Source organism: Rhizobium sp. P43 (assembly GCF_056730705.1).
Map to the genome: position 1 here is coordinate 1,741,934 of NZ_CM161539.1, position 20,317 is coordinate 1,762,250.

Below are 20,317 nucleotides of genomic sequence, written 5' to 3' on the forward strand. Positions count from 1 at the left end.
TGCCCTTCGCTGCCAGGTCATCGCGGCACAATCTCCCGAAGCTCAGCGCATCCCGGTTTGCTTTGGCCCAGGGCGGTCCCACGCTCAGAGAGAGGGCACTGTCCCAGAAGCAGACAGCTCGCTTGAGATCCCGAACAGTTTGGAAACCATCGTCATTCGGGAAGTGCTAACCGGCTTCGACTATTCTGCCCAGGCAACCACGATATGGGCAGGACCGCATGAGCATTTCCGCCATCATGGGCATTTCACTGTCAGGCATGCAGGCGCAACAGACGCGCCTTTCCACGACGGCCAACAACATCGCCAACGCGGTCACGCCCTCCTATGACCGGCTGGAAACACAGTTCACCGGTTCCAAGCCCGGTGGCGTGACGGCCTCGGTTGGGCCATCCGGCGACACGACCTTCGACGACACCTCGAATGTTGATCTCGCCTCGGAAATGCTGTCGCTGGTCGAGACGGAAATCGGCTTCAAGGCCAATGCCGCCGTTTGGGAAACTGGCGCCGACATCTGGGACGTGCTGCTCAGCATCAAGCGAGACTGATTCGTTGATGTTCCTTCGCTGACGGTCTGGCCTCCGCCGTCAGGAGCCGGTCCCGATCTCCGCAGAAGGGATCGCTGCCGCATACGTCCCACCTCAGCTTTTTTTGGGCTATCGCGCCATTCGTGAGCAAAAGTAAAGCCATGACGCCAATCATCGGTTGAAATAACTTTCGCCTGCGGGAACAGTTGAACGGCGGAATCAGACTGCACCGAGGGCACGATGGACGATCAGGCGCTGAATCAACTCAGGACAGATCTTCTGGCCGCAAAGCCCGGCGACGTGCAGCGGCTCAAAAGCCTATTCGATCACAGGCTGACCCAGGCGCTCGCGACCGTCATACCGAGCGGCTATGTCGAGGATTGCCTGTTCCAGATTGTGGAGGCACTGGAGAAAATCGAGGCCAACCCCAGCGATGAACTGAAGCTTCGGTCGTATCTATTGGGGGCGATCGAGGCGTTGCGCGACGAACTCCATCTTTGCGACGTCGATATGGATCTGCGTCAGGCCGCCGTCGGCTTCTGACGCACTGTTCTTGCGGACACCGCCGGTCCGCCGGCGATTCAATCCATCAGCAGCCGCCAGCGACACCATCTGAAGAAGATGATCGATAAACAGGACGTCGTCGCTTAAGGGTTCCTTCTGCGATACGCCCCTGATGATCTCCCGAAGACTGCGGACCTGATCCTCGACGATCGAGCGCACGTAGACGTCGGACGATGGGATTTGGCCATCCGTCATGTCATTCTCCTGCCGTTCTTGAACAGAAATTCGCTCCCGACGGGTACTCGACGAATGCCCGACATGAACGCTGCGATGGAGCGAAGGGGCTTCCGGACGTCGGTTCGAAACCGCGCCTATAGCTCGCCCTCTGATATCTATGGATCAACGGCAGATCGATCACCGTATTGCGACCGAACGGACCGATCTCGCGGGCGTCGGTATGGCGACAAGTCCGCCTCACCAACCGTTCGGGCAACGACCCACGACGAAAGCGACCGCTTTCCGCCATGAGCTCGTCATGATTATCCCGAACGGCTGCGCCACAGATCGACCAAAGCATTCACACCCCCAAAAATACCGGGATGAGAGTGCGGCATCAGCACCAAAGCCAACATAGGCAGTTCTGCCTATTTATCTGATTATACCAAGCCTGATCGATTCGGCGATCAGTTGCGCGCGATTTACAGAGTTCAACTTACGGCTTGCAGATGCAATTTCGTGCTGAACCGTTTTCTCTGAAATTCCAAGGATTTGGCCAATTTCCCAATTGGTTTTTCCTGCCGAACACCACAGGATCACCTCGCGTTCACGCGGGGTCACCTTTGCCACAGCAGCGGCATTGCGGTCGCTGGTGTCCGCCATGAATGCGCGCAACCTATTGTGCGCATAGATTGAGACGATGTGCAGCGCACCACGTTGCTCATGGGACAGATCGACCTTGCTGGCACCGAAGGTCACGATCGCCTGAAAGCCACCGACAGAGTGAAGCGGCACGCTATAGCCGTCCATCATGCCGAACTCGGTGGCCTCGTTCATGACCCGCTTGGCCGCCCGGGTCAGGGGTTGGTCGGCCAAGGCCTCCGACCAGACGAAAGCCTCGCTCGTCATTTTGGTGCGATGGATGACCGGATCAACATGGACGTAGTTTTCTTCGACATAGCGCTCGAACCAACCCTCCGGCCAGGCATTCAACATGAAGTAGGGATCAATACGTTCGTTCGGCAACGGGATTCCGGAGACGGCAAAACAATCCATGCCGAACGCGCGCGCTACTTTGCCCAAGCTGTCCAAAACCTCGCCTTTGTCGCGGGCCCGCGATGATTCGGCGATAAAATCGAACATTGCGTTCGCTGCTGCCTGCCTGTCTGACATCCACACCTCGTCATGGCCACCTGTCACATCAGTCGAAAAGACTAACATGAGCAAGCGGTATCCGATTTGATAAACATTGGATTTCGTGGGGAATTTCAGGACAGCGCTAACTTGACCACCGGCGAAAGGCACCGCGCCGCAATCTCTTTATGAAGCAGTGGCGGCCAAATTGCCCGTTCACTCTCCGCCGATCACGTAGCTGCGTTCGCTCGTGGTCGACAGGGCGATCATGGTTTCGCTGCGGGCAATCAGCCGCTCGCCCTTGAGATCGGCAAGAAATGTCTCGATACCAGTCAGGTCAGCGGTGCGGATCTTCAACATGTAGGACCAGCCACCCGTCACGTGATGACATTCCAGCACGGCGGGGTGTGATTCGGCATAGTCGCGGAAGGCAACCTGCTCGGTGTCCTGCGGCAGCGTCACCAGCATGAAGGCCGTGATCGGCAGGCCAACAGCCGCAGGGTCCACTTCCAGCGTGAAGCGCCTGATGGCGCCTGACGCGACAAGGCGGCGAATGCGTTCATTGACGGCGGACGGAGAAAGCCCTACCACATCGCCTATGCTTGCGAGCGAGCGGCGGGCATCCTCAGCCAACAAATCGATAATCTTGCGGTCACTTGTATCCATGGCCGCAGTTTATTTGTGTAAATCGATATTCCGCAAGATATTTTTTCGTATTTCAGCAGAAAATACGTAAACGAAGCTGCTAACGAGTCGCATCACTTCTCGAAACACCACAAATCTCATTGCCGATCAGGCCGTTGCTGCCTGACGCTGCTTGGCGAGTTCGGAGAGATCCGCCGCTTTCAGTTCGACCGATTCGCCGCAACCGCAGGCCGAGGTCTGATTGGGATTGTGGAAGGTGAAGCCGGAGCGCAGCGTCGTCGTCTCGAATCCCATTTCCGTGCCCAAGAGATAGAGAACGGCAGCGGGGTCGATCCAAACGGACGCGCCATCCTTCTCGATGCGGTCATCCCTCGGGTTTGGCTCCTTCACCAGATCGATGGTGTATTCCATCCCGGCGCAGCCACCCTTCTTGATGCCCACCCTGATACCCTTGGCATCGGGACCGGAATTCTCAACGATCGCCCTGACGCGCGCGGCAGCCGCATCGCTCATGGTCATTACCTGAAAGCCCATCGGCAAAGTCTCCAACAACAACCGGGTTCAAGGTCCGGCGTTTCTGCTCCGCAATGTAAGGGAGGCGCCTCGTCGGTTCAATAGCTTAGGCGGGCACCCGGCCCCAGGGGGCAGTGCTTTGCGAACATGCCCGATGCTTGATGATGATCAATCCTTGAGCACGACAGGCTCACCCGAAAAACTTGATCTTTATCAGAAGCTTGAAACGCGCCTTTGCATGGCGCTCCCCTCGATCGCGATCAAAAATATTGCAGCGCACAGCACAAAGGGATGCAAAGGCGGGCAAAGGTCGGCGAAATCCGTTGAAATTTTGACCATTCGGTAAATTAATTCCTCTGGGCCATCATAAGGTACTGTTTCAATTGCGCTTTCTAGACTGGCACGGTGTTTGCTTTATTCTCTGCGACACAAAGAAGGGCGCCCGGCGCGCCTCCAGAAGCGGAGAACGAAAAATGGAAATCGGCGTCTTTATCCCGATCGGCAACAATGGCTGGCTCCTTTCGGAGAATGCCCCGCAATACAAGCCGACATTCGAACTCAACAAGGCGATCACGCTGAAAGCCGAAGAATACGGCTTCGACTTCGCGCTTTCGATGATCAAGCTGCGCGGCTTTGGCGGCAAGACGGAATTCTGGGACTATAACCTGGAGAGCTTCACGCTGATGGCCGGCCTCGCCGCCGTCACCTCGAAGATCAAGCTCTTCGGCACCGCTGCCACGCTGATCATGCCGCCGGCGATCGTCGCGCGCATGGCCACCACGATCGATTCGATTTCCGGTGGGCGCTTCGGCGTCAATCTGGTCACCGGCTGGCAGCGCCCCGAATACAGCCAGATGGGTCTCTGGCCCGGCGACGACTATTTCTCCGACCGCTACGAATATCTCAGCGAATACACGACCGTCCTGAAAGACCTGCTGACAACAGGCCAGTCCGATCTCAAGGGCAAGCATTTCCAGATGGATGATTGCCGGATGAAGCCGATCCCGGAAGGCGAGGTAAAGCTGATCTGCGCCGGCTCGTCGAATGCCGGCATGGATTTTTCCGCGAAGTTCGCCGACTACAGCTTCTGCTTCGGTGTCGGGGTCAATACGCCGAAGGCTTTTGCCCCGACCAATGAACGCTTGCTCGCCGCGACCGCAAAGACCGGCCGCGAGGTGCGCTCCTTTGTGCTGACCATGGTTCTGGCCGAAGAAACCACCGAAGAAGCTTTTGCCAAGTGGGAGCACTACAAGGCTGGTGCCGACGAGGAAGCCATCAAGTGGCTCGGCCTGCAGAGTGCCGCCGACACCAAGTCAGGCTCCGACACCAATGTACGGCACATGTCGAACCCGGTGTCTGCCGTCAATATCAACATGGGCACGCTGATCGGCTCCTATGCGGAAGTCGCCGCCATGCTTGACGAGATGAGCGAAGTCCCCGGCACCGGTGGCGTGATGCTGACCTTCGACGACTTCCTCGAGGGCATTGAGAAGTTCGGCAAATACGTGCAGCCGCTGATGAAGAGCCGCGCCCATGTCACCCAGATGCTGGAGGCCGCCGAATGAGCGAGGCCGTTGTTGCAGGCTATCAGCCGCGCCCGGAGCTGACAAAGAGCGTCACGCTTCCCGCACGCCCCGAGCCGATCACGCTGAAGCCGTCTGAAACGGCGGTCGTCGTCGTCGACATGCAGAATGCCTATTCGACCGAAGGCGGTTACGTCGATCTCGCCGGCTTCGACATTTCAGGCGCCAAGGGCACGATTGCCAACATCAAGAAGACGCTGGATACGGCGCGTGAAGCGGGCGTTCTGGTCGTCTATTTCCAGAACGGCTGGGATCCTGATTATGTCGAGGCCGGCGGCCCCGGTTCGCCCAACTGGCACAAGTCGAATGCGCTCAAAACCATGCGCAAACGTCCCGAACTGCAGGGTCAGCTGCTCGCCAAGGGCACCTGGGACTATGCGATCGTCGACGAACTCCAGCCGCAGCCCGGTGACATCCTGGTGCCGAAGAGCCGCTATTCCGGCTTCTTCAACACGAATATGGACAGTGTGCTCAGAGCCCGCGGCATCCGCAACCTCGTCTTCGTCGGCATTGCCACCAATGTCTGCGTCGAAAGCTCGCTGCGCGATGCCTTCCACCTCGAATATTTCGGCGTGATGCTCGAGGACGCGACCCATCACCTCGGCCCCGACTTCATCCAGCAGGCGACCGTCTACAATGTCGAAAAATTCTTCGGCTGGGTCGCGACCGTCAAAGACTTCTGCGGCGCGATCGGACAGGCAGCGCCTGCCGATGCAGCCGAGTGATCATCAACATTCCAACAAGATCTCATTGAACCAGGAGAGTGTGAGAATGCCCAAGACCATCGTCGTTCCGGAAGGCACCCAGAAGCCGATCGCCCCCTATTCGCCCGGCGCCCTTGCCGATGGCGTGCTCTATGTCTCGGGGACCCTTCCCTTCGACAAGAACAACGACGTCGTGCATGTCGGCGACGCAGCCGCCCAGACGCGCCATGTGCTGGAAACCATCAAGTCCGTGATCGAGACCGCCGGCGGCACGATGGAAGACGTGACCATGAACCACATCTTCGTCACCGACTGGGCCAATTACCAGGCCGTCAACAAGGTCTATGCCGAATATTTCCCGGGCGACAAGCCGGCGCGCTACTGCGTGCAGTGCGGTCTGGTGAAGCCGGACGCGCTGGTGGAAATCGCCACGGTCGCGCATATCGGGACGAAGTGAGCGGCGGTTGGGTTGGAGGGCGGATTACCCCCCTCTGGCCTGCCGGCCATCTCCCCCTCAAGGGGTGAGATCGGAAAACCGCTGATCTCGGCACTCCTCTCAGAGCTCGGTGCTCATCGCCTCCCCATAGAGATCTCCAATGATGGCAGGACGCTACCGCTCGTCGATCTCCCCCCTTGAGGGGGAGATGTCCGGCAGGACAGAGGGGGGCACCAACGGCAAACACGCTGAAAGCAAACACGCATGCATTATGACATCCACGGCCTCACCTCCCCCGATGCGCCAACCATCCTGCTCTCGTCAGGCCTCGGCGGTTCGGGCGGCTTTTGGGCACCGCAGATCACTGCCCTCTCAGAGCGGTTCCGCGTCATCACCTATGACCATCGCGGCTGCGGCAAGACCGGCGGCGCGGTGCCCGAGGTTGGCGGCATTTCGGCCATGGCCGATGACGTGCTTGAGATCGTCGAGACGCTGAAGCTCAAGAGTTTCCATTTCATGGGTCATGCACTGGGCGGCCTGATCGGGCTGGATCTGGCGCTGCGCCGGCCGGAGCTGATCGAAAGCCTCGTGCTGATCAATGCGTGGAGCAAGGCGGATCCGCATTCCGGGCGCTGCTTCGACGTGCGCATCGCGCTTCTCGAAAACGCCGGTGTCGAGGCCTTCGTCAAGGCACAGCCGCTCTTCCTCTATCCCGCTATCTACATGGCAAACAATCCGGAGAAGATGGCGGCAGAAGAGGCGCATGCGCTCGCCCATTTCCAGGGTCGCGACAACATCCTACGACGCATCGCGGCGCTGCGCGCCTTCGATATCGACAACCGCCTCGGCGAGATCCAGACGCCGACGCTTGTCATCGCCACCCGCGACGACCTGCTCGTCCCCTATTCCCGTTCCCTGCGCCTCGCCGAAGGGCTGCCGAACGCAAATCTCGTGCTCACCGTCGCCGGCGGACATGCCGTCAACGTCACCTATCCGCAAACATTCAACAGCGCGGTGATCGACTTCCTGTCGACCCTCGAACACGCCTGAAGGAATTGCCCATGCTGGCCACCAAGACCATCGCACCTGTCGCATCTGCACCGGAAACCACCTCGCCGGAAAAGAGTGCTACCTATCGCAACGGCATGGCTCGGCTTGCCGCCGCCGTCACCATCGTCACAACCGATGGCCCCGCCGGACGCGCCGGCTTTGCAGCGACTGCCGTCACCAGCGTCTCCGACAATCCGCCGACGCTGCTCGTCTGCCTCAACAAGGGATCTTCCGCCTATCCTGCCGTCAGCACCAACGGGTTCGTCACGGTCAACGCGCTCTCGGCAGAACACGAGCCTGTCAGCCGGCTCTTCGGTGGCAAGACGCCGGTCGAGGAGCGCTTTGCCGCCGCCACCTGGGAGACGACGCCGTTGGGCACGCCGCGCCTGGTCGATGCGCTGGTCTCGTTTGAATGCCGGATCACAGAAGTGCATGACGGCAGCACCCATGACGTATTGTTCTGCGAGGTTCTCGACGTCACCACCCGCGAGGGCGGCCAGGCGCTCGTCTATTTCGACCGGGCCTATCGTACGGTCTAAGCATCTGTACCGAAACGCAAAACGGCCCGCGAATGGCGGGCCGTTTCGTTGGTTGCCTAATTCTCTCAATACCAGCCGACAGCGACCTGCGCCTCTTCGGACATGCGGTCCGGCGTCCACGGCGGGTCAAAGCTCATTTCCACTTCAACGCCCGACACACCTTCGACCGAACCGACGGCATTTTCGACCCAGCCCGGCATTTCGCCGGCAACCGGGCAACCGGGGGCAGTCAGGGTCATGACGATCTTCACCGTGCGGTCATCCTCGATGTCGATCTTGTAGATCAGCCCGAGTTCGAAGATGTCGGCCGGGATTTCCGGATCATAGACGGTCTTCAGCGCCGCGACGATATCGTCGGAGAGGCGGGCGACCTCTTCCGGCGGGATCGCCGTGTTTATGATGCCTTCGCGGACATCGGGCTTGGTTTCGGTGTCACTCATGGTGTTCATTCCTCAGGCGAAGAAGCTGCGGGCGTAATCCAGAGCGTCCGCCAGCGCATCGACTTCTTCCCGTGTGTTATAAAGGCCGAACGACGCCCGGCAAGTGGAGGTCACGCCGAAACGTGCCAGAAGCGGCTGGGCGCAATGGGTCCCGGCACGAACGGCAACGCCGCGACGGTCGATCATGGTGGAGACGTCATGGGCATGGATGCCGGCAAGCTCGAAGGAGAAAATCGCCCCCTTGCCGGGCGCGTTGCCGATGATGCGCAGCGAATTGATCGCCGACAGACGCTCATGCGCATAGGCGCGCAGGCTTTCCTCATGCGCTGCAATCGCCGGGCGGCCAAGGCTTTCCATATAGTCCAACGCATAGCCCAGACCGATCGCCTGGATGATCGGCGGCGTGCCGGCCTCGAAGCGATGCGGCGGCTCGTTATAGGTTACGCGGTCTTCGGCCACCTCGATGATCATCTCGCCACCGCCCATGAAGGGGTCCATATCCTTCAAGCGGTCCATTTTGCCCCAGAGCACGCCGATGCCCGAGGGACCGTAGAGCTTGTGGCCGGTCACGGCATACCAATCGCAACCGAGATCCTGGACATCGACCGGCATGTGAACGGCGCCTTGGCTGCCATCGACCATGACCGCAATGCCACGCTCATGCGCAATGCGGCAGATCTCCTTGATCGGCACGACGGTTCCAAGCGCGTTGGACATATGGGTGATCGCGATCAGCTTGGTGCGCTCGGTCAGGCAGCCGACAAAGGCCTCCATGTCGAAGGCACCTTCGTCGGTCACCGGGGCCCAGACGAGCTTGGCGCCCTTGCGTTCCCGCAGGAAATGCCAGGGCACGATGTTGGAGTGATGCTCCATGATCGAGAGTACAATCTCGTCGCCCTCGCCGATGTGCTTCATGCCCCAGCCATAGGCGACCGTGTTGATCGCTTCGGTCGAGGACTTGGTGAAGATCACCTCGTCAATCGAAGGGGCATTCAGGAAGCGGCGCACCTTCTCGCGCGCCGCTTCATAGGCGTCCGTCGCGGCATTGGACAGGAAATGCAGGCCACGATGCACATTCGCATATTCGTTAGAGTATGCATGGCTGATCGCGTCGATCACCTGCCGCGGCTTCTGGGCCGAGGCGGCATTGTCGAGATAGACCAGCTTCTTGCCGTAAACCTCGCGCGACAGGATCGGGAAATCCCGTCTGACGGCTTCAACGTCGTAACCTGTCCGTGCCGCGATCGTGTCAGCCATGATGCTCCAGCCAGTCGGTGATGATCTCTTCCAGGGCCTCGACGAGCGGCTCGTTTTCGAGCTCCTCGACGATTTCGGCGACGAAGCCGTTGATCAGCAGGGCGCGGGCCTTCTTCTCCGGAATGCCACGCGACATCAGGTAGTAGAGATGGCTCTTGACGATGTCGGCGACCGTCGCGCCATGGGCGCACTGCACGTCATCGGCGAAGATTTCCAACTCGGGCTTCACCGAGAATTCGGCATCGTCGGACATCAGCAGCGTGTTGCAGGCCATGCGCGCGTCGGTCTTCTGGGCATCCGGAGCAACGCGGATCATGCCCTGGAACACACCCTTGGCGCGATCGAAGACGACGTTGCGGATGATTTCCGTCGAAGTCGTGTTCGGGACGTTATGGCCGAGCGTCATGGTAACGTCGGTATGGGTGTCACCGCCCAGAAGGTTGACTCCGCGCAGCATGAAGTCGGAGCCTTCGCCCGCCGTCTTCACATGCACTTCCTGACGCACCAACTTGCCGCCGGCATTGACGATGAAGAGACGGAACTTGGCGTCCGTGCCAAGCTCGACGCGGATCTGGCCGAGATGCGTGTCGGCATCGCCTTCGCCCTGCAGGATCACCCAGGTGATCTCAGCACCCTCGCCGAGCTTCAGATCGGCGACGACAGAGGCAAGGGCTGCCGAACCGCTCTGGCCGACATGGCGCTCGATGACGGTTGCCTTGGAACCTTTGCCGAAACGGGCCGGAAACCGCAGATGCAGCTGGCCGGCTGCATGCACCGACTGCAGTTCGATCGGCGCTTCGATGTCGGCGTCTTCGGCAACCTCGAGCATAAATCCGTCGCGCACGAAAGCCCCGTTCAGGCGGCCGATCGTGTCGTCACCGTTGAAGGCGGTCAGGCCTTCGGCAGCGTCACCGTTCGTCAGCGCGTCACGATAGAGCGAAACGGAAAGGCCTTCCGGCAGGGATGCCGGCGCCTGGGCAACACCCTGCAGCACGTTGAGCACGGCGGCACCCGAAACCAGCGGATTGACCGCCTTGGCCACAGCCTGGGGCTCTTCGGCCGGAAGGGCGCGCAGCAGCGCCTTGAGGTCCGTGTAGTGGAAGGTCTCGACGCGGCGCGTCGGCAGACCCTGGCGCTTCAGCGCGTCGAAGAGGCCATCGCGCTTCAGCAGCACGGCGCCATCGCCGGGCAAGCTGCCGATCTGGTTGGTATAGGCGTCGATGATCTGGGTCTCGGCTGCGGTGAGCCGGTTGGCCGCTTGCAATGTCATCGTTGCAACTCCTTCAAACTCGGCCCGAACTCAGGCAGCCTGCCCCGTGATGTCGGCATAGCCGTTCGCTTCCAGATCAAGCGCCAGCGACTTGTCGCCGGACTTGATGATCTGGCCCTTGTAGAGGACATGGACGGTGTCCGGCACGATGTAGTCGAGCAGGCGCTGATAGTGGGTAATGACAACAGTTGCGCGGTCCGGACGCTTCAGAGCGTTGACGCCATCGGCGACGATCTTGAGAGCGTCGATGTCGAGGCCCGAGTCGGTCTCGTCGAGGATGCAGAGCTTCGGTTCGAGCAGCGCCATCTGCAAGATTTCGGCGCGCTTCTTCTCGCCGCCGGAGAAGCCGACATTGAGCGGGCGCTTCAGCATGTCAGGATTGATCTTCAGCTCGGCAGCGGCCTCCTTGACGCGGCGCATGAAGTCCGGCGTCGTCAGCTCGTCCTCGCCACGCGCCTTGCGCTGCGAGTTCATCGCGACCTTGAGGAACTGCATGGTGGCCACGCCCGGGATTTCGACCGGATACTGGAAGGCGAGGAAGATGCCCTTGGCAGCGCGCTCAGCCGGGTCGAGTTCGAGGATGCTCTCGCCGTTATAGAGGATATCGCCTTCGGTGACTTCATAGTCTTCGCGGCCCGACAGGATGTAGGACAGCGTCGACTTGCCGGAGCCGTTCGGGCCCATGATGGCGGCCACTTCGCCGGCCTTCACGGTCAGGTTCAGGCCGCGGATGATTTCGGTGCCGTCTTCGGCGATGCGGGCATGGAGATTGCGAATTTCAAGCATGTCTGTGTTCCTGTCCATCGGGCGGTTCAAGGGCCGCCTGTCGTTTCCTGTTGCGCCGCTGGGGCGCCTGTTCAATTCCGTCATCCTCGGGCTCGTCCCGAGGCTGTAGCGACCCATGACCCGGTCATGGCCCGCGAGGCACGGTCTCAGCCCTCGCTCAGCTCTAGCCGCTTTTCGATACGTTCGAGACGAAGTTTCAGCTCCGCAATCTCGCCGTCTTGTCGAGCCTCGTCCGTCATGAAGCCAGCAAGATACTGCTTCATGGCGCGCATCTCGGAACGCATGCCGACCATCTCTTCCTTCAGGGAAGAGATGTCCGTCCGCATGACCCTCAGATGTTCGAGGATGAGGTTCTCGACCTTCTCGTTCATCAGCCGACCGAACCCTCGAGCGAGATGTTGATCAGCTTCTGGGCTTCAACCGCAAATTCCATCGGCAGCTGCTGGATAACGTCGCGGACGAAGCCGTTGACGATGAGCGCGATCGCCTCTTCTTCCGGGATGCCGCGCTGCATGGCGTAGAACTTCTGGTCCTCGGAGATCTTCGAGGTCGTCGCCTCGTGCTCCACCTTGGCTGTCGAGTTCTTCACCTCGATATAGGGCACGGTATGCGCGCCGCAGGTGTCGCCGATCAGGAGCGAATCGCAATTGGTGAAGTTGCGGGCGTTTTCCGCCTTGCGGTGCATCGAGACCTGGCCGCGATAGGTGTTCTGCGACACGCCGGCCGAGATACCCTTGGAGATGATCCGGCTCTTGGTGTTCTTGCCGAGATGGATCATCTTGGTGCCGCTATCGACCTGCTGATGACCGTTGGAGACGGCGATCGAGTAGAACTCGCCCTGGCTGTCATCGCCGCGCAGAATGCAGGACGGGTACTTCCAGGTAATCGCGGAGCCGGTCTCGACCTGCGTCCAGGAGATCTTCGAACGCGCACCACGGCAATCGCCGCGCTTGGTGACGAAGTTGTAGATGCCGCCCTTGCCGTCCTTGTCGCCGGGATACCAGTTCTGGACGGTCGAATACTTGATCTCGGCATCATCAAGCGCCACAAGTTCGACCACGGCTGCATGCAGCTGGTTTTCGTCGCGCTGCGGTGCCGTGCAGCCTTCGAGATAGGAGACGTAGGCGCCTTCCTCGGCAATGATCAGCGTGCGCTCGAACTGGCCGGTGTTCTTCTCGTTGATGCGGAAATAGGTCGACAATTCCATCGGGCAGCGAACGCCCTTCGGAATGTAGACGAAGGAACCGTCGGTGAAGACGGCGCAGTTCAGCGTCGCATAATAGTTGTCGGTGACCGGAACGACCGAGCCGAGATACTTCTTCACCAGCTCGGGATGTTCGCGGATCGCTTCCGAGATCGACATGAAGATCACGCCGGCCTTCTTCAGCTCTTCCTTGAAGGTGGTGACAACGGAGACCGAATCGAACACCGCGTCGACCGCGATCTTGGAGGACTGGACGCCCGCCAGCATTTCCTGCTCTTTCAGCGGAATGCCGAGCTTCTCATAGACCTTCAGGAGTTCCGGGTCGACTTCGTCGAGCGACTTCGGACCGGCAGCCGTCTTGGGTGCCGCGTAGTAGTAGATGTCGTTGAAGTCGATCTTCGGATAATCGACGCGCGCCCAGCTGGGCTCGACCATCGTCAGCCAGCGCCTGTAGGCGTCGAGGCGCCATTCAAGCATCCATTCCGGCTCGTTCTTCTTTGCCGAGATGAAGCGGACAATGTCTTCCGACAGGCCCTTCGGGGCTTTGTCGACTTCGATCGTGGTTTCAAAACCGTACTTGTACTGGTCGACGTCGATCTGGCGGACCTGATCGATCGTTTCCTGCACAGCAGCCATGGTCGTTCTCCAATCTTGCCGGGCCAAATTCCGGCAGCTTGTTAACGTTGGGCGGTGACCCGCCATACATAAGGTTCCCGAGCCATCATTTCACCCCTCTTGGCAAGGGAAAAACGACGTCTGGCCCGGTTTTTCGCCGCCTCAGGCGGCCTGCCCCGCCGGTTTGCGGCGGGCAGCAATCTTTGCAAAGGCGCCCAAAAAGCGATCGACGTCGCTTTCCGTCGTATCAGGGCCGATCGACAGGCGAAGCGCCCCGGTCGCAGCATCTTCGCCCATGGCGGTCAGCACGTGGCTTGCACCCACCTTGCCCGATGAGCAGGCGGCACCGGCCGACAAAGCCACGCCTTCGAGATCGAAGGCGATCTGCCCGGTCTCTGCCTTCAGCCCCGGCAGATGGAAGAAGCTCGTATTGCCGACACGCGCTTCACCTCGTCCGTAGATCACGGTGTCCGGCGCCACCGACAGCATGGCTTGCTCAGCCCGATCGCGAAGTGCAGACACATGCGCATTGCGCTCAACCAGGCCCGCCGCCATTTCGCGCGCAGCAGCACCAAAGCCCGCGATCGCCGCGAGATTTTCCGTACCGGCGCGATGCCCCTTCTCCTGGCCACCACCACGCACCAGAGGTTCCGGCATCAAGGTCTCGCCACGCGACACCAACGCACCGATACCCTTGGGGCCACCCAGCTTGTGGGCCGAGAGGATCAGGAAATCAGCGCCGAGTTCAGAGATCGACAGAGGAATGCGCCCTGCCGCCTGCACGGCATCCACCACCAGCAGCCCACCTGATTTCTTTACGACGGCGGAGATCTCCTGGATTGGCTGGATAATGCCGGTTTCATTGTTGACCAGCATCACTGCGACCAAAGGCAGCCCATCTGCGGGATCATGTGAAGCAAGAGCGGCGGCAAGCGCATCGAGATCGACAAGACCCGAACGGGCAACCGGCACTTCCGTCACATGATCAGCGGCAAAGCGTCCGCCGGCTCTGACAGCCGGATGCTCGATCGCGGAAACGTAGAGCCGACCGAGCGAAACACGCGACTTGCCCATGCGGTAAACCGGCGACAGCATGTGATTGGCGGCTTCGGTCGCGCTTGCGGTGAAGGTCACATGCGCCGGCTCGGCAGCGACGAGGTGCGCCACCTCGCGGCGCGCCTTCTCGATCACGGCCCGGGCTGCCCGCCCCTCGGCATGCACGGAAGACGGGTTGCCGGGCATGGCGAGCGCATCAAGCATGGCATCGCGCGCCGCGCCCATCAGGGGCGCGGTGGCGTTCCAGTCGAGATAGATGCGCTCAACGGCCATCCTCAGTTCGGACTCCCTTACATCAGGCGGTGCATTTTCCTTGAAATTTCCGCCGGGCTTGCCTTATGACACCTTCACCCCGGATGCGACGCCATCCAGTTTCGAACGGTTCTAAACTTCGTTCTAGAAAAGCTGACTGACGCCGTCAAGTCAGCTTTCTAATTTGATGTTGACGAACCGCAAAAATGTCAGGGACCGGAACCTAATGCCCGAAGTGATTTTCAACGGCCCCGCGGGTCGTCTCGAAGGCCGTTATCAGCCCTCCAAGGAAAAGAGCGCGCCGATCGCGATCATCCTTCATCCGCACCCGCAATTCGGCGGGACGATGAACAACCAGATCGTCTACCAGCTGTTCTACATGTTCCAGAAGCGCGGCTTCACCACGCTTCGCTTCAACTTCCGCGGCATCGGCCGCAGCCAGGGTGAATTCGACCATGGCGCCGGCGAGCTGTCGGATGCGGCGTCTGCCCTCGACTGGGTGCAGAGCCTGCATCCGGATTCGAAGAGCTGCTGGGTGGCCGGCTACTCCTTCGGCTCGTGGATCGGCATGCAGCTTTTGATGCGTCGCCCTGAGATCGAAGGCTTCATGTCGATCGCGCCGCAGCCGAACATCTACGACTTCTCTTTCCTCGCCCCCTGCCCGTCATCCGGCCTGATCATCAACGGCGACAGCGATAAGGTAGCCCCGGAGAAGGACGTCATCGGCCTCGTCGACAAGCTGAAGACGCAGAAGGGTATCCTGATCACCCACAAGACGGTGCCGGGTGCCAACCACTTCTTCAACGGCCAGGTGGAAACGCTGATGGCAGAATGCGAAGACTATCTCGACCGTCGCCTCGACGGCGAACTGGTTCCCGAACCCGCCGCCAAGCGGATCCGGTAACATGATCCGGATCGTGGCCGATACAAATGTGCTGGTCAGCGCTTGTATCGGCCAGGGTCCTGCCTCGAATGTCAGGGACTTCATCGGTGGCGACCTGAGGTTTGACCACATCGAGGTCATAGAGCCCGCCAACTTGATTGAGGAGCTCAAGCTATGAGAGCAGTCACGATCAACCTACCTGAGCCGCTGGACGCACAGATCGAACAGCTGGCACAGGAGAACGGCCTAACTCTGAGCGATTTTCTGGTTGAGGTCAGCAAGGACATTATCCGGCAAGACGAGGCCCGCAAGCGCTTCCATGAACGCGCAGAGCGCGGCAAGGACAAGATCGACGCTGCCCTCGCATTGCTCCAACGTGACTAGCCTCCAATCCGGATTTCAGACTGCGATTTTGAATGACCTCACCCCTCACATTTGACGCCGTCGGCCTCGCAGGCGGTGGCAACCGATGCTACTGGCAAAGCGGCTTCCTGAAAGCCTTCAGCGAGCATCAGCCGCTAAATCCGCGTTTCTATGTCGCCGTTTCGGCCAGCGCCTATCACGGCGCGATGCATCTTGCTGGCGTCGGCGACCGTGTCAGGGCGTCCGCCTTCGCCTTTGCCGAACAGGGCCACCGCGGTGTTGATTGGGGGGCGCTTCGGCGGCGGGAATCGCCGCTCGTGGTGGGCAAGCTCTTCCGGCAACTGCTCGCAGACGCGTTCGGCGAGCAAGAACTCGCCACGCTCAAGGCGGCACCGCCGATGTTGATCCAGCTCTCCGGCCTGCCGGACTGGATGCCCGGTGCGCTCGGCGCCCTCGGCTCGATCGGCGCATACCAGATCGAAAAGCTTCTGACCGACGGCACCCATTCCAAGGCGGGCCTCAGGATGAAATTGCGCCCTACCTGGATTTCGACGCACAATTGCGACTATCCCGGCGAACTCGTCGATGCGCTGATGGCCACCTCGTCCGTGCCACCCTTCATGCCGGTCGGTCGTGTCAGGGGTCGCGCCTATCTCGATGGCGGGCTCGTCGACAATCCGCCGCTGATGAAGCTCACGGAAGTCGAAGCGAAGGGCTGGAAGACACTGCTTCTGACCACCCGCTTTGGCCGCAAGCCGCCGTCCGCGCCCAATCGCGTGGTGGTCGGCCCGAGCGAAGACATCCCGGTCGGCAAGTTCTCCGTCGGTGACGCCCCCGGCATCCGCCATGCCTATGAAGTGGGCTTGCGGGATGGGCTTGCCTTTGCGAGATCCGCATAATCGGCACGGTTCATCTCAAAGAAGCGGCAGAGCTCCCCTCGCACGGAGCGGATGCCGATGTCCCGGAAACCTGTCTTTTCGAGGATGTGTAACGAGGCCGCGTTGTCGACATGCGCCATAGCCTCCAGCCGTTGTCCGATCTCGGCCTCGAAGAACCACCCCACCAGAGCGCTGGCGATGTCGCTCGCGTAACCCTTGCCCCAGTTGGACTGGACGATCGAATAGGCAAGTTGATGGACCTGCGCGTCCTCATACCAACTGATGCCGGCGCGCCCGACGAACTCAGAGCCATCGGCCGCCAACAGCTTCAAAGTGGAGCAGCCATGGCGGTGAAAGCCTGTCCGCCACCCAGCCAGTCGCTCTCGTGCGTAGTGCCGATCCCAGGGCTTGCCGTGCCCGACATAGGCGCTGGTCTCCGGCGTACCGTGCAATTCGACAAGACGCTCTTCGTCACCATCCAACCACCGCGTCAGCATCAGGCGCGGCGTGCGCAACAACGCCGACGGTGCAAGTACGCCACCGCTCACCGGCTGCTGAACCCCTGTCGTCCCCGGAAAGGTCAGCGCAAGCCCCCGCGCCGAGCGCACGGCCAGATAGGCCCAGGCCTCCGCCTCCATGGCGTCGCCATCAAAGCCCGCCTGCTCGGCGGTCACCACCCTTGCTCCCTGTTCGCCAGCGAGGCGCACCAGATCCGCCATGATCGTCCGGTTCAGGCGCCCCCCGCCGCAGATCACGTAGGTCTTCGGCGGGCTCGGCAGATGGCCTGCGGATTTGAGGATCGCAGCCGCCGAGACAAAAGCGAGTGTGCGGGCGCCGTCCGACAGTTCGGCCTCGTGGCCTTCAGGCGGACGAAAATCGTTGCGGTCGAGCGAGCGGCGCTTGGTTCCGGTGAAAAAGGGATTGTCGAGATAGCGCTCGGCAAGCGCCACCATGACCGAACCTTCGGACGCAATTCGACCTCCGTCGTCATAGGGGATACCGGCATGGGTCTCGACCCATTGATCGATCAGCGTATTTCCGGGTCCGCTGTCGAAGCCGGTGATCGTGCCTTCGCGGTCGAGGAAGGTCAGGTTCGAAATGCCACCAATATTGACGAAACAGACCGGCCAGTCCTCTGCCGGGATCTGGTGCGCCAGCGCCTGGTGATAGACCGGCACCAGTGGGGCGCCCTGCCCGCCATGGATCATGTCATTGGCGCGCATGTCATAGACGACGTCGATGCCGGTTTCGGCTGCCAGCAGCGGCCCGTCGCCCAGTTGGACGGTGAGCGCCTCATCCGGTCGGTGCAGCACCGTCTGGCCATGGAAGCCGATGAGGTCGATCTGCTCGGGCTTCAGCTGCTGCTGCCGCAGGAAAAGCGCGACCGCTTCTGCATGACGTAGAGTCAGGTCCCTCTCCATACGTGAGAGGTCATCAGGACGTTCGTCGCGGTGCCTGATAGCCTTGGCATCTTCCAGCGCCCGCTTCAGCCGGTCGCGGAAGGCTGGCTCGTAGGGAACAGACAGAAAGCCGCCGCGCTCAACGATTGCCTCGCCATCGGTGCGAACCAGCGCCACATCGATGCCATCCATCGAGGTGCCGCTCATCAACCCGATCGCCGTCCTGATTTCCGCCATTTGCCACCTGATTCGACTGCCACTCACGCCGGACATTCATGACCGAGACGGGTGCACAATTCAAAAAACAATGCTAAAGCCCGCGCGGATTTTAAAGTGTGCCACCGAAAGACCAGAGAAACCGAAAGCAACAGCGTCATGACGAAGTTCAAGTCCGATTTCCTCCGCATCCTCTCCGAGCGCGGCTTCATTCATCAGATGTCCGATGAAACGGGGCTCGACGACCTGCTCGCCAAGGAAAGCGTGACGGCCTATATCGGCTATGACCCGACGGCATCCAGCCTGCATGTCGGTCATCTGATGCAGATCATGATGCTGCGCTGGTTCCAAGCCACCGGCCACCAGCCGATCTCGCTGATGGGCGGCGGTACCGGCATGGTCGGCGACCCCTCCTTCAAGGAGGAAGCGCGCAAGCTGATGACTATCGAGACGATCGAGGAGAACATCGCCTCGATCAAGCGCTGCTTCTCGCATTATCTCGACTACGAGAAGGGTCCGAAGGGCGGCGCCCTGATGATCAACAATGCCGAATGGCTGCGCCCCTTGAACTATCTCGAGTTCCTGCGCGATGTCGGCCGGCATTTCTCGGTCAACCGCATGCTCTCCTTCGACAGCGTCAAGACGCGCCTCGACCGCGAGCAGTCGCTGTCCTTCCTCGAATTCAACTACATGATCCTGCAGGCCTACGACTTCGTCGAGCTGAACCAGCGCTACGGCTGCCGGCTGCAGATGGGCGGTTCCGACCAGTGGGGCAACATCATCAACGGCATCGATCTCGGCCACCGCATGGGCACGCCGCAGCTCTATGCGCTGACGGCACCGCTGCTCACCACCTCGTCGGGTGCCAAGATGGGCAAGTCGGCCTCGGGTGCCGTGTGGCTCAATGCCGACCTCTTGCCGGTCTATGACTTCTGGCAGTACTGGCGCAACACCGAGGATGCCGATGTCGTACGCTTCCTCAAGCTGTTCACCATCCTGCCGATGGACGAGATCGCCCGTCTCGCAGCGCTTGGCGGATCCGAAATCAACGAAGCCAAGAAGATCCTCGCCACGGAAGTGACGACGCTGCTGCATGGCCGCGACGCCGCCGAACAGGCTGCCGAAACGGCGCGCAAGACCTTCGAGGAAGGTGCGCTCGCCGATACGCTGCCGACGGTCGAAGTGGCAGCCGCCGAGCTTGAAGCCGGCATCGGCCTGCTCGCCCTGATCGTCAAGGCAGGCCTTGCCGCCTCCAACGGCGAAGCCCGTCGCCACGTCCAGGGCGGTGCGGTGAAGATCAACGATGCCGGTGTTTCGGATGAGCGCATGGCTGTCGGCAGTGCACAGCTCACCGGAGACGGCGTGATCAAGCTGTCGCTCGGCAAGAAGAAGCACATTCTGATCAAGCCTGTCTGATCCCCGATCAGTCGATCCAGACCTCTGCGAAAAGCCCGCAAATGCGGGCTTTTCTGCATTTATAAACGGCCATTAACCCATGGCGCGTTTTTGACCAGCCCTTCAGGCCTGCCACATATCACGGCAACATCATGCACAAATGCATAGCAGTCGCACATTATTTGCACTGCACAATCTTGTTTTACACCTGTATAAGAAGCCCAATCGCTGATGCGGGAACGACCGCAAGATCAGCCACAAAGTTTGACCGAGGAAACGACCATGAACCCGATCCGCATTGCCAAGAACTGGATGAGCTACCGCCGCACGATGGCTGAACTGGGCAACCTGTCCCAGCAGACCCTCAACGACATCGGCATCACCCGCTACGAAATCCGCAACATCGCTTCGCGCTCCTTCCGTTAATCGGAACGCACGCAAAGCAGCCTGTCAG

Annotated in this window: 24 protein-coding genes and 1 pseudogene; 13 read left to right on the forward strand and 12 right to left on the reverse strand. The window is 60.5% G+C overall.

Annotation, left to right across the window (positions count from 1 at the left end; genetic code table 11):
• Nucleotides 1-218: 218 nt before the first annotated feature.
• Both AC1PUL_RS08650 and AC1PUL_RS08655 read left to right on the forward strand, forming a co-directional pair.
• Entirely contained in the window at nt 219-545 is a 327-nt protein-coding gene (locus AC1PUL_RS08650) for a flagellar basal body protein (RefSeq protein ID WP_480467867.1), read from the forward strand.
• Between the two features lie 219 nt (nt 546-764).
• The gene (locus AC1PUL_RS08655) at nt 765-1,067 is read left to right on the forward strand and encodes a hypothetical protein (RefSeq protein ID WP_480467869.1); all 303 of its coding nucleotides are present in this window, start codon (nt 765-767) and stop codon (nt 1,065-1,067) included.
• A gap of 609 nt (nt 1,068-1,676) precedes the next feature.
• Here AC1PUL_RS08655 and AC1PUL_RS08660 read toward each other — a convergent pair.
• From AC1PUL_RS08660 to sufA, 3 genes are all read right to left on the reverse strand, one after another.
• Nucleotides 1,677-2,387 (reverse strand): helix-turn-helix transcriptional regulator, encoded by a 711-nt coding sequence (locus tag AC1PUL_RS08660; RefSeq protein ID WP_480467870.1) that lies wholly within the window; start codon nt 2,385-2,387, stop codon nt 1,677-1,679.
• A 207-nt stretch (nt 2,388-2,594) separates the two neighbouring features.
• Complete coding sequence (locus AC1PUL_RS08665) at nt 2,595-3,044, reverse strand: Lrp/AsnC family transcriptional regulator (RefSeq protein WP_480467872.1); 450 nt, start codon at nt 3,042-3,044, stop codon at nt 2,595-2,597.
• Between the two features lie 126 nt (nt 3,045-3,170).
• On the reverse strand, nt 3,171-3,557 hold the full coding sequence (gene sufA, locus AC1PUL_RS08670) for a Fe-S cluster assembly scaffold SufA (RefSeq protein ID WP_298464989.1): 387 nt from the start codon (nt 3,555-3,557) through the stop codon (nt 3,171-3,173).
• Between the two features lie 452 nt (nt 3,558-4,009).
• Between sufA and rutA the strand changes: the two genes are divergently transcribed.
• The 5 genes from rutA to AC1PUL_RS08695 all read left to right on the forward strand — a co-directional run bounded on the left by rutA (nt 4,010) and on the right by AC1PUL_RS08695 (nt 7,848).
• Entirely contained in the window at nt 4,010-5,101 is a 1,092-nt protein-coding gene (rutA, locus tag AC1PUL_RS08675) for a pyrimidine utilization protein A (protein ID WP_480467875.1), read from the forward strand.
• The gene (gene rutB / locus AC1PUL_RS08680) at nt 5,098-5,844 is read left to right on the forward strand and encodes a pyrimidine utilization protein B (protein ID WP_480467877.1); all 747 of its coding nucleotides are present in this window, start codon (nt 5,098-5,100) and stop codon (nt 5,842-5,844) included. Before rutA ends, rutB begins: the two co-directional genes overlap by 4 nt.
• Before the next feature lie 46 nt (nt 5,845-5,890).
• Nucleotides 5,891-6,280, forward strand: coding sequence for a pyrimidine utilization protein C (rutC, locus tag AC1PUL_RS08685; protein ID WP_480467879.1), 390 nt, complete (start codon nt 5,891-5,893; stop codon nt 6,278-6,280).
• 243 nt (nt 6,281-6,523) lie between these two features.
• Nucleotides 6,524-7,309 carry a pyrimidine utilization protein D gene (rutD, locus tag AC1PUL_RS08690; protein ID WP_480467880.1) on the forward strand — a complete coding sequence of 262 codons (786 nt, stop codon included), beginning with the start codon at nt 6,524-6,526 and terminating at the stop codon, nt 7,307-7,309.
• Between the two features lie 14 nt (nt 7,310-7,323).
• Nucleotides 7,324-7,848 carry a flavin reductase gene (locus AC1PUL_RS08695; RefSeq protein WP_480468540.1) on the forward strand — a complete coding sequence of 175 codons (525 nt, stop codon included), beginning with the start codon at nt 7,324-7,326 and terminating at the stop codon, nt 7,846-7,848.
• A 65-nt stretch (nt 7,849-7,913) separates the two neighbouring features.
• Here the strand turns inward: AC1PUL_RS08695 and AC1PUL_RS08700 are convergent, their stop codons facing one another.
• The 7 genes from AC1PUL_RS08700 to AC1PUL_RS08730 form a co-directional block, all read right to left on the reverse strand.
• A complete protein-coding gene (locus AC1PUL_RS08700; RefSeq protein ID WP_054160022.1) occupies nt 7,914-8,288 on the reverse strand; it encodes an SUF system Fe-S cluster assembly protein in 375 nt (124 codons plus the stop codon).
• 12 nt (nt 8,289-8,300) lie between these two features.
• Entirely contained in the window at nt 8,301-9,545 is a 1,245-nt protein-coding gene (locus AC1PUL_RS08705; protein WP_480467882.1) for a cysteine desulfurase, read from the reverse strand.
• Nucleotides 9,538-10,815, reverse strand: coding sequence for a Fe-S cluster assembly protein SufD (sufD, locus tag AC1PUL_RS08710; protein WP_480467884.1), 1,278 nt, complete (start codon nt 10,813-10,815; stop codon nt 9,538-9,540). The genes AC1PUL_RS08705 and sufD overlap by 8 nt, the downstream gene beginning before the upstream one ends.
• Before the next feature lie 30 nt (nt 10,816-10,845).
• The gene (gene sufC, locus AC1PUL_RS08715; RefSeq protein ID WP_138286194.1) at nt 10,846-11,601 is read right to left on the reverse strand and encodes a Fe-S cluster assembly ATPase SufC; all 756 of its coding nucleotides are present in this window, start codon (nt 11,599-11,601) and stop codon (nt 10,846-10,848) included.
• A 146-nt stretch (nt 11,602-11,747) separates the two neighbouring features.
• Nucleotides 11,748-11,972: a hypothetical protein gene (locus AC1PUL_RS08720; RefSeq protein ID WP_480467886.1), complete on the reverse strand. Its 225-nt coding sequence runs from the start codon at nt 11,970-11,972 to the stop codon at nt 11,748-11,750.
• Nucleotides 11,972-13,441 carry a Fe-S cluster assembly protein SufB gene (gene sufB, locus AC1PUL_RS08725; protein ID WP_480467887.1) on the reverse strand — a complete coding sequence of 490 codons (1,470 nt, stop codon included), beginning with the start codon at nt 13,439-13,441 and terminating at the stop codon, nt 11,972-11,974. The genes AC1PUL_RS08720 and sufB overlap by 1 nt, the downstream gene beginning before the upstream one ends.
• A 141-nt stretch (nt 13,442-13,582) precedes the next feature.
• On the reverse strand, nt 13,583-14,749 hold the full coding sequence (locus tag AC1PUL_RS08730) for a cysteine desulfurase family protein (RefSeq protein ID WP_480467888.1): 1,167 nt from the start codon (nt 14,747-14,749) through the stop codon (nt 13,583-13,585).
• Between the two features lie 205 nt (nt 14,750-14,954).
• Here AC1PUL_RS08730 and AC1PUL_RS08735 point away from each other — a divergent pair, with 205 nt between their 5' ends.
• From AC1PUL_RS08735 to AC1PUL_RS08750, 4 genes are read left to right on the forward strand one after another with little or no spacing between them, the layout of a single operon-like run.
• Nucleotides 14,955-15,632 (forward strand): alpha/beta hydrolase, encoded by a 678-nt coding sequence (locus AC1PUL_RS08735; protein WP_006728558.1) that lies wholly within the window; start codon nt 14,955-14,957, stop codon nt 15,630-15,632.
• A gap of 1 nt (nt 15,633) precedes the next feature.
• Complete coding sequence (locus AC1PUL_RS08740; RefSeq protein ID WP_480467889.1) at nt 15,634-15,789, forward strand: hypothetical protein; 156 nt, start codon at nt 15,634-15,636, stop codon at nt 15,787-15,789.
• A complete protein-coding gene (locus AC1PUL_RS08745) occupies nt 15,786-15,995 on the forward strand; it encodes a hypothetical protein (protein WP_185810349.1) in 210 nt (69 codons plus the stop codon). The genes AC1PUL_RS08740 and AC1PUL_RS08745 overlap by 4 nt, the downstream gene beginning before the upstream one ends.
• A 32-nt stretch (nt 15,996-16,027) precedes the next feature.
• Entirely contained in the window at nt 16,028-16,873 is an 846-nt protein-coding gene (locus AC1PUL_RS08750; protein WP_480467891.1) for a patatin-like phospholipase family protein, read from the forward strand.
• Here the strand turns inward: AC1PUL_RS08750 and AC1PUL_RS08755 are convergent.
• Together AC1PUL_RS08755 and AC1PUL_RS08760 are read right to left on the reverse strand one after the other, a co-directional pair.
• On the reverse strand, nt 16,825-17,349 hold the full coding sequence (locus AC1PUL_RS08755; RefSeq protein ID WP_480468541.1) for a GNAT family N-acetyltransferase: 525 nt from the start codon (nt 17,347-17,349) through the stop codon (nt 16,825-16,827). The genes AC1PUL_RS08750 and AC1PUL_RS08755 overlap by 49 nt on opposite strands.
• 33 nt (nt 17,350-17,382) lie before the next feature.
• A pseudogene (locus AC1PUL_RS08760) lies at nt 17,383-18,489 on the reverse strand (anhydro-N-acetylmuramic acid kinase); the annotation flags it as partial.
• Between the two features lie 138 nt (nt 18,490-18,627).
• On the opposite strand from AC1PUL_RS08760, the gene tyrS reads away from it, so the two are divergent.
• Both tyrS and AC1PUL_RS08770 read left to right on the forward strand, forming a co-directional pair.
• Nucleotides 18,628-19,884, forward strand: coding sequence for a tyrosine--tRNA ligase (gene tyrS / locus AC1PUL_RS08765; protein WP_480467893.1), 1,257 nt, complete (start codon nt 18,628-18,630; stop codon nt 19,882-19,884).
• A 261-nt stretch (nt 19,885-20,145) separates the two neighbouring features.
• Complete coding sequence (locus AC1PUL_RS08770; RefSeq protein WP_480467894.1) at nt 20,146-20,289, forward strand: DUF1127 domain-containing protein; 144 nt, start codon at nt 20,146-20,148, stop codon at nt 20,287-20,289.
• Nucleotides 20,290-20,317: the final 28 nt, after the last annotated feature.

Coding starts and splice junctions, on each gene's coding strand:
- AC1PUL_RS08745 (WP_185810349.1), top strand. CDS start 15,786: ATGAGAGCAGTCACGATCAACCTACCTGAGCCGCTGGACGCACAGATC.
- AC1PUL_RS08700 (WP_054160022.1), bottom strand. CDS start 8,288: ATGAGTGACACCGAAACCAAGCCCGATGTCCGCGAAGGCATCATAAAC.
- AC1PUL_RS08740 (WP_480467889.1), top strand. CDS start 15,634: ATGATCCGGATCGTGGCCGATACAAATGTGCTGGTCAGCGCTTGTATC.
- rutD (WP_480467880.1), top strand. CDS start 6,524: ATGCATTATGACATCCACGGCCTCACCTCCCCCGATGCGCCAACCATC.
- rutB (WP_480467877.1), top strand. CDS start 5,098: ATGAGCGAGGCCGTTGTTGCAGGCTATCAGCCGCGCCCGGAGCTGACA.
- AC1PUL_RS08720 (WP_480467886.1), bottom strand. CDS start 11,972: ATGAACGAGAAGGTCGAGAACCTCATCCTCGAACATCTGAGGGTCATG.
- AC1PUL_RS08730 (WP_480467888.1), bottom strand. CDS start 14,749: ATGGCCGTTGAGCGCATCTATCTCGACTGGAACGCCACCGCGCCCCTG.
- AC1PUL_RS08650 (WP_480467867.1), top strand. CDS start 219: ATGAGCATTTCCGCCATCATGGGCATTTCACTGTCAGGCATGCAGGCG.
- rutA (WP_480467875.1), top strand. CDS start 4,010: ATGGAAATCGGCGTCTTTATCCCGATCGGCAACAATGGCTGGCTCCTT.
- sufD (WP_480467884.1), bottom strand. CDS start 10,815: ATGACATTGCAAGCGGCCAACCGGCTCACCGCAGCCGAGACCCAGATC.
- sufA (WP_298464989.1), bottom strand. CDS start 3,557: ATGGGCTTTCAGGTAATGACCATGAGCGATGCGGCTGCCGCGCGCGTC.
- AC1PUL_RS08735 (WP_006728558.1), top strand. CDS start 14,955: ATGCCCGAAGTGATTTTCAACGGCCCCGCGGGTCGTCTCGAAGGCCGT.
- AC1PUL_RS08770 (WP_480467894.1), top strand. CDS start 20,146: ATGAACCCGATCCGCATTGCCAAGAACTGGATGAGCTACCGCCGCACG.
- AC1PUL_RS08655 (WP_480467869.1), top strand. CDS start 765: ATGGACGATCAGGCGCTGAATCAACTCAGGACAGATCTTCTGGCCGCA.
- sufB (WP_480467887.1), bottom strand. CDS start 13,441: ATGGCTGCTGTGCAGGAAACGATCGATCAGGTCCGCCAGATCGACGTC.
- AC1PUL_RS08660 (WP_480467870.1), bottom strand. CDS start 2,387: ATGTTCGATTTTATCGCCGAATCATCGCGGGCCCGCGACAAAGGCGAG.
- AC1PUL_RS08750 (WP_480467891.1), top strand. CDS start 16,028: ATGACCTCACCCCTCACATTTGACGCCGTCGGCCTCGCAGGCGGTGGC.
- AC1PUL_RS08755 (WP_480468541.1), bottom strand. CDS start 17,349: ATGCTGACGCGGTGGTTGGATGGTGACGAAGAGCGTCTTGTCGAATTG.
- AC1PUL_RS08665 (WP_480467872.1), bottom strand. CDS start 3,044: ATGGATACAAGTGACCGCAAGATTATCGATTTGTTGGCTGAGGATGCC.
- AC1PUL_RS08705 (WP_480467882.1), bottom strand. CDS start 9,545: ATGGCTGACACGATCGCGGCACGGACAGGTTACGACGTTGAAGCCGTC.
- tyrS (WP_480467893.1), top strand. CDS start 18,628: ATGACGAAGTTCAAGTCCGATTTCCTCCGCATCCTCTCCGAGCGCGGC.
- sufC (WP_138286194.1), bottom strand. CDS start 11,601: ATGCTTGAAATTCGCAATCTCCATGCCCGCATCGCCGAAGACGGCACC.
- rutC (WP_480467879.1), top strand. CDS start 5,891: ATGCCCAAGACCATCGTCGTTCCGGAAGGCACCCAGAAGCCGATCGCC.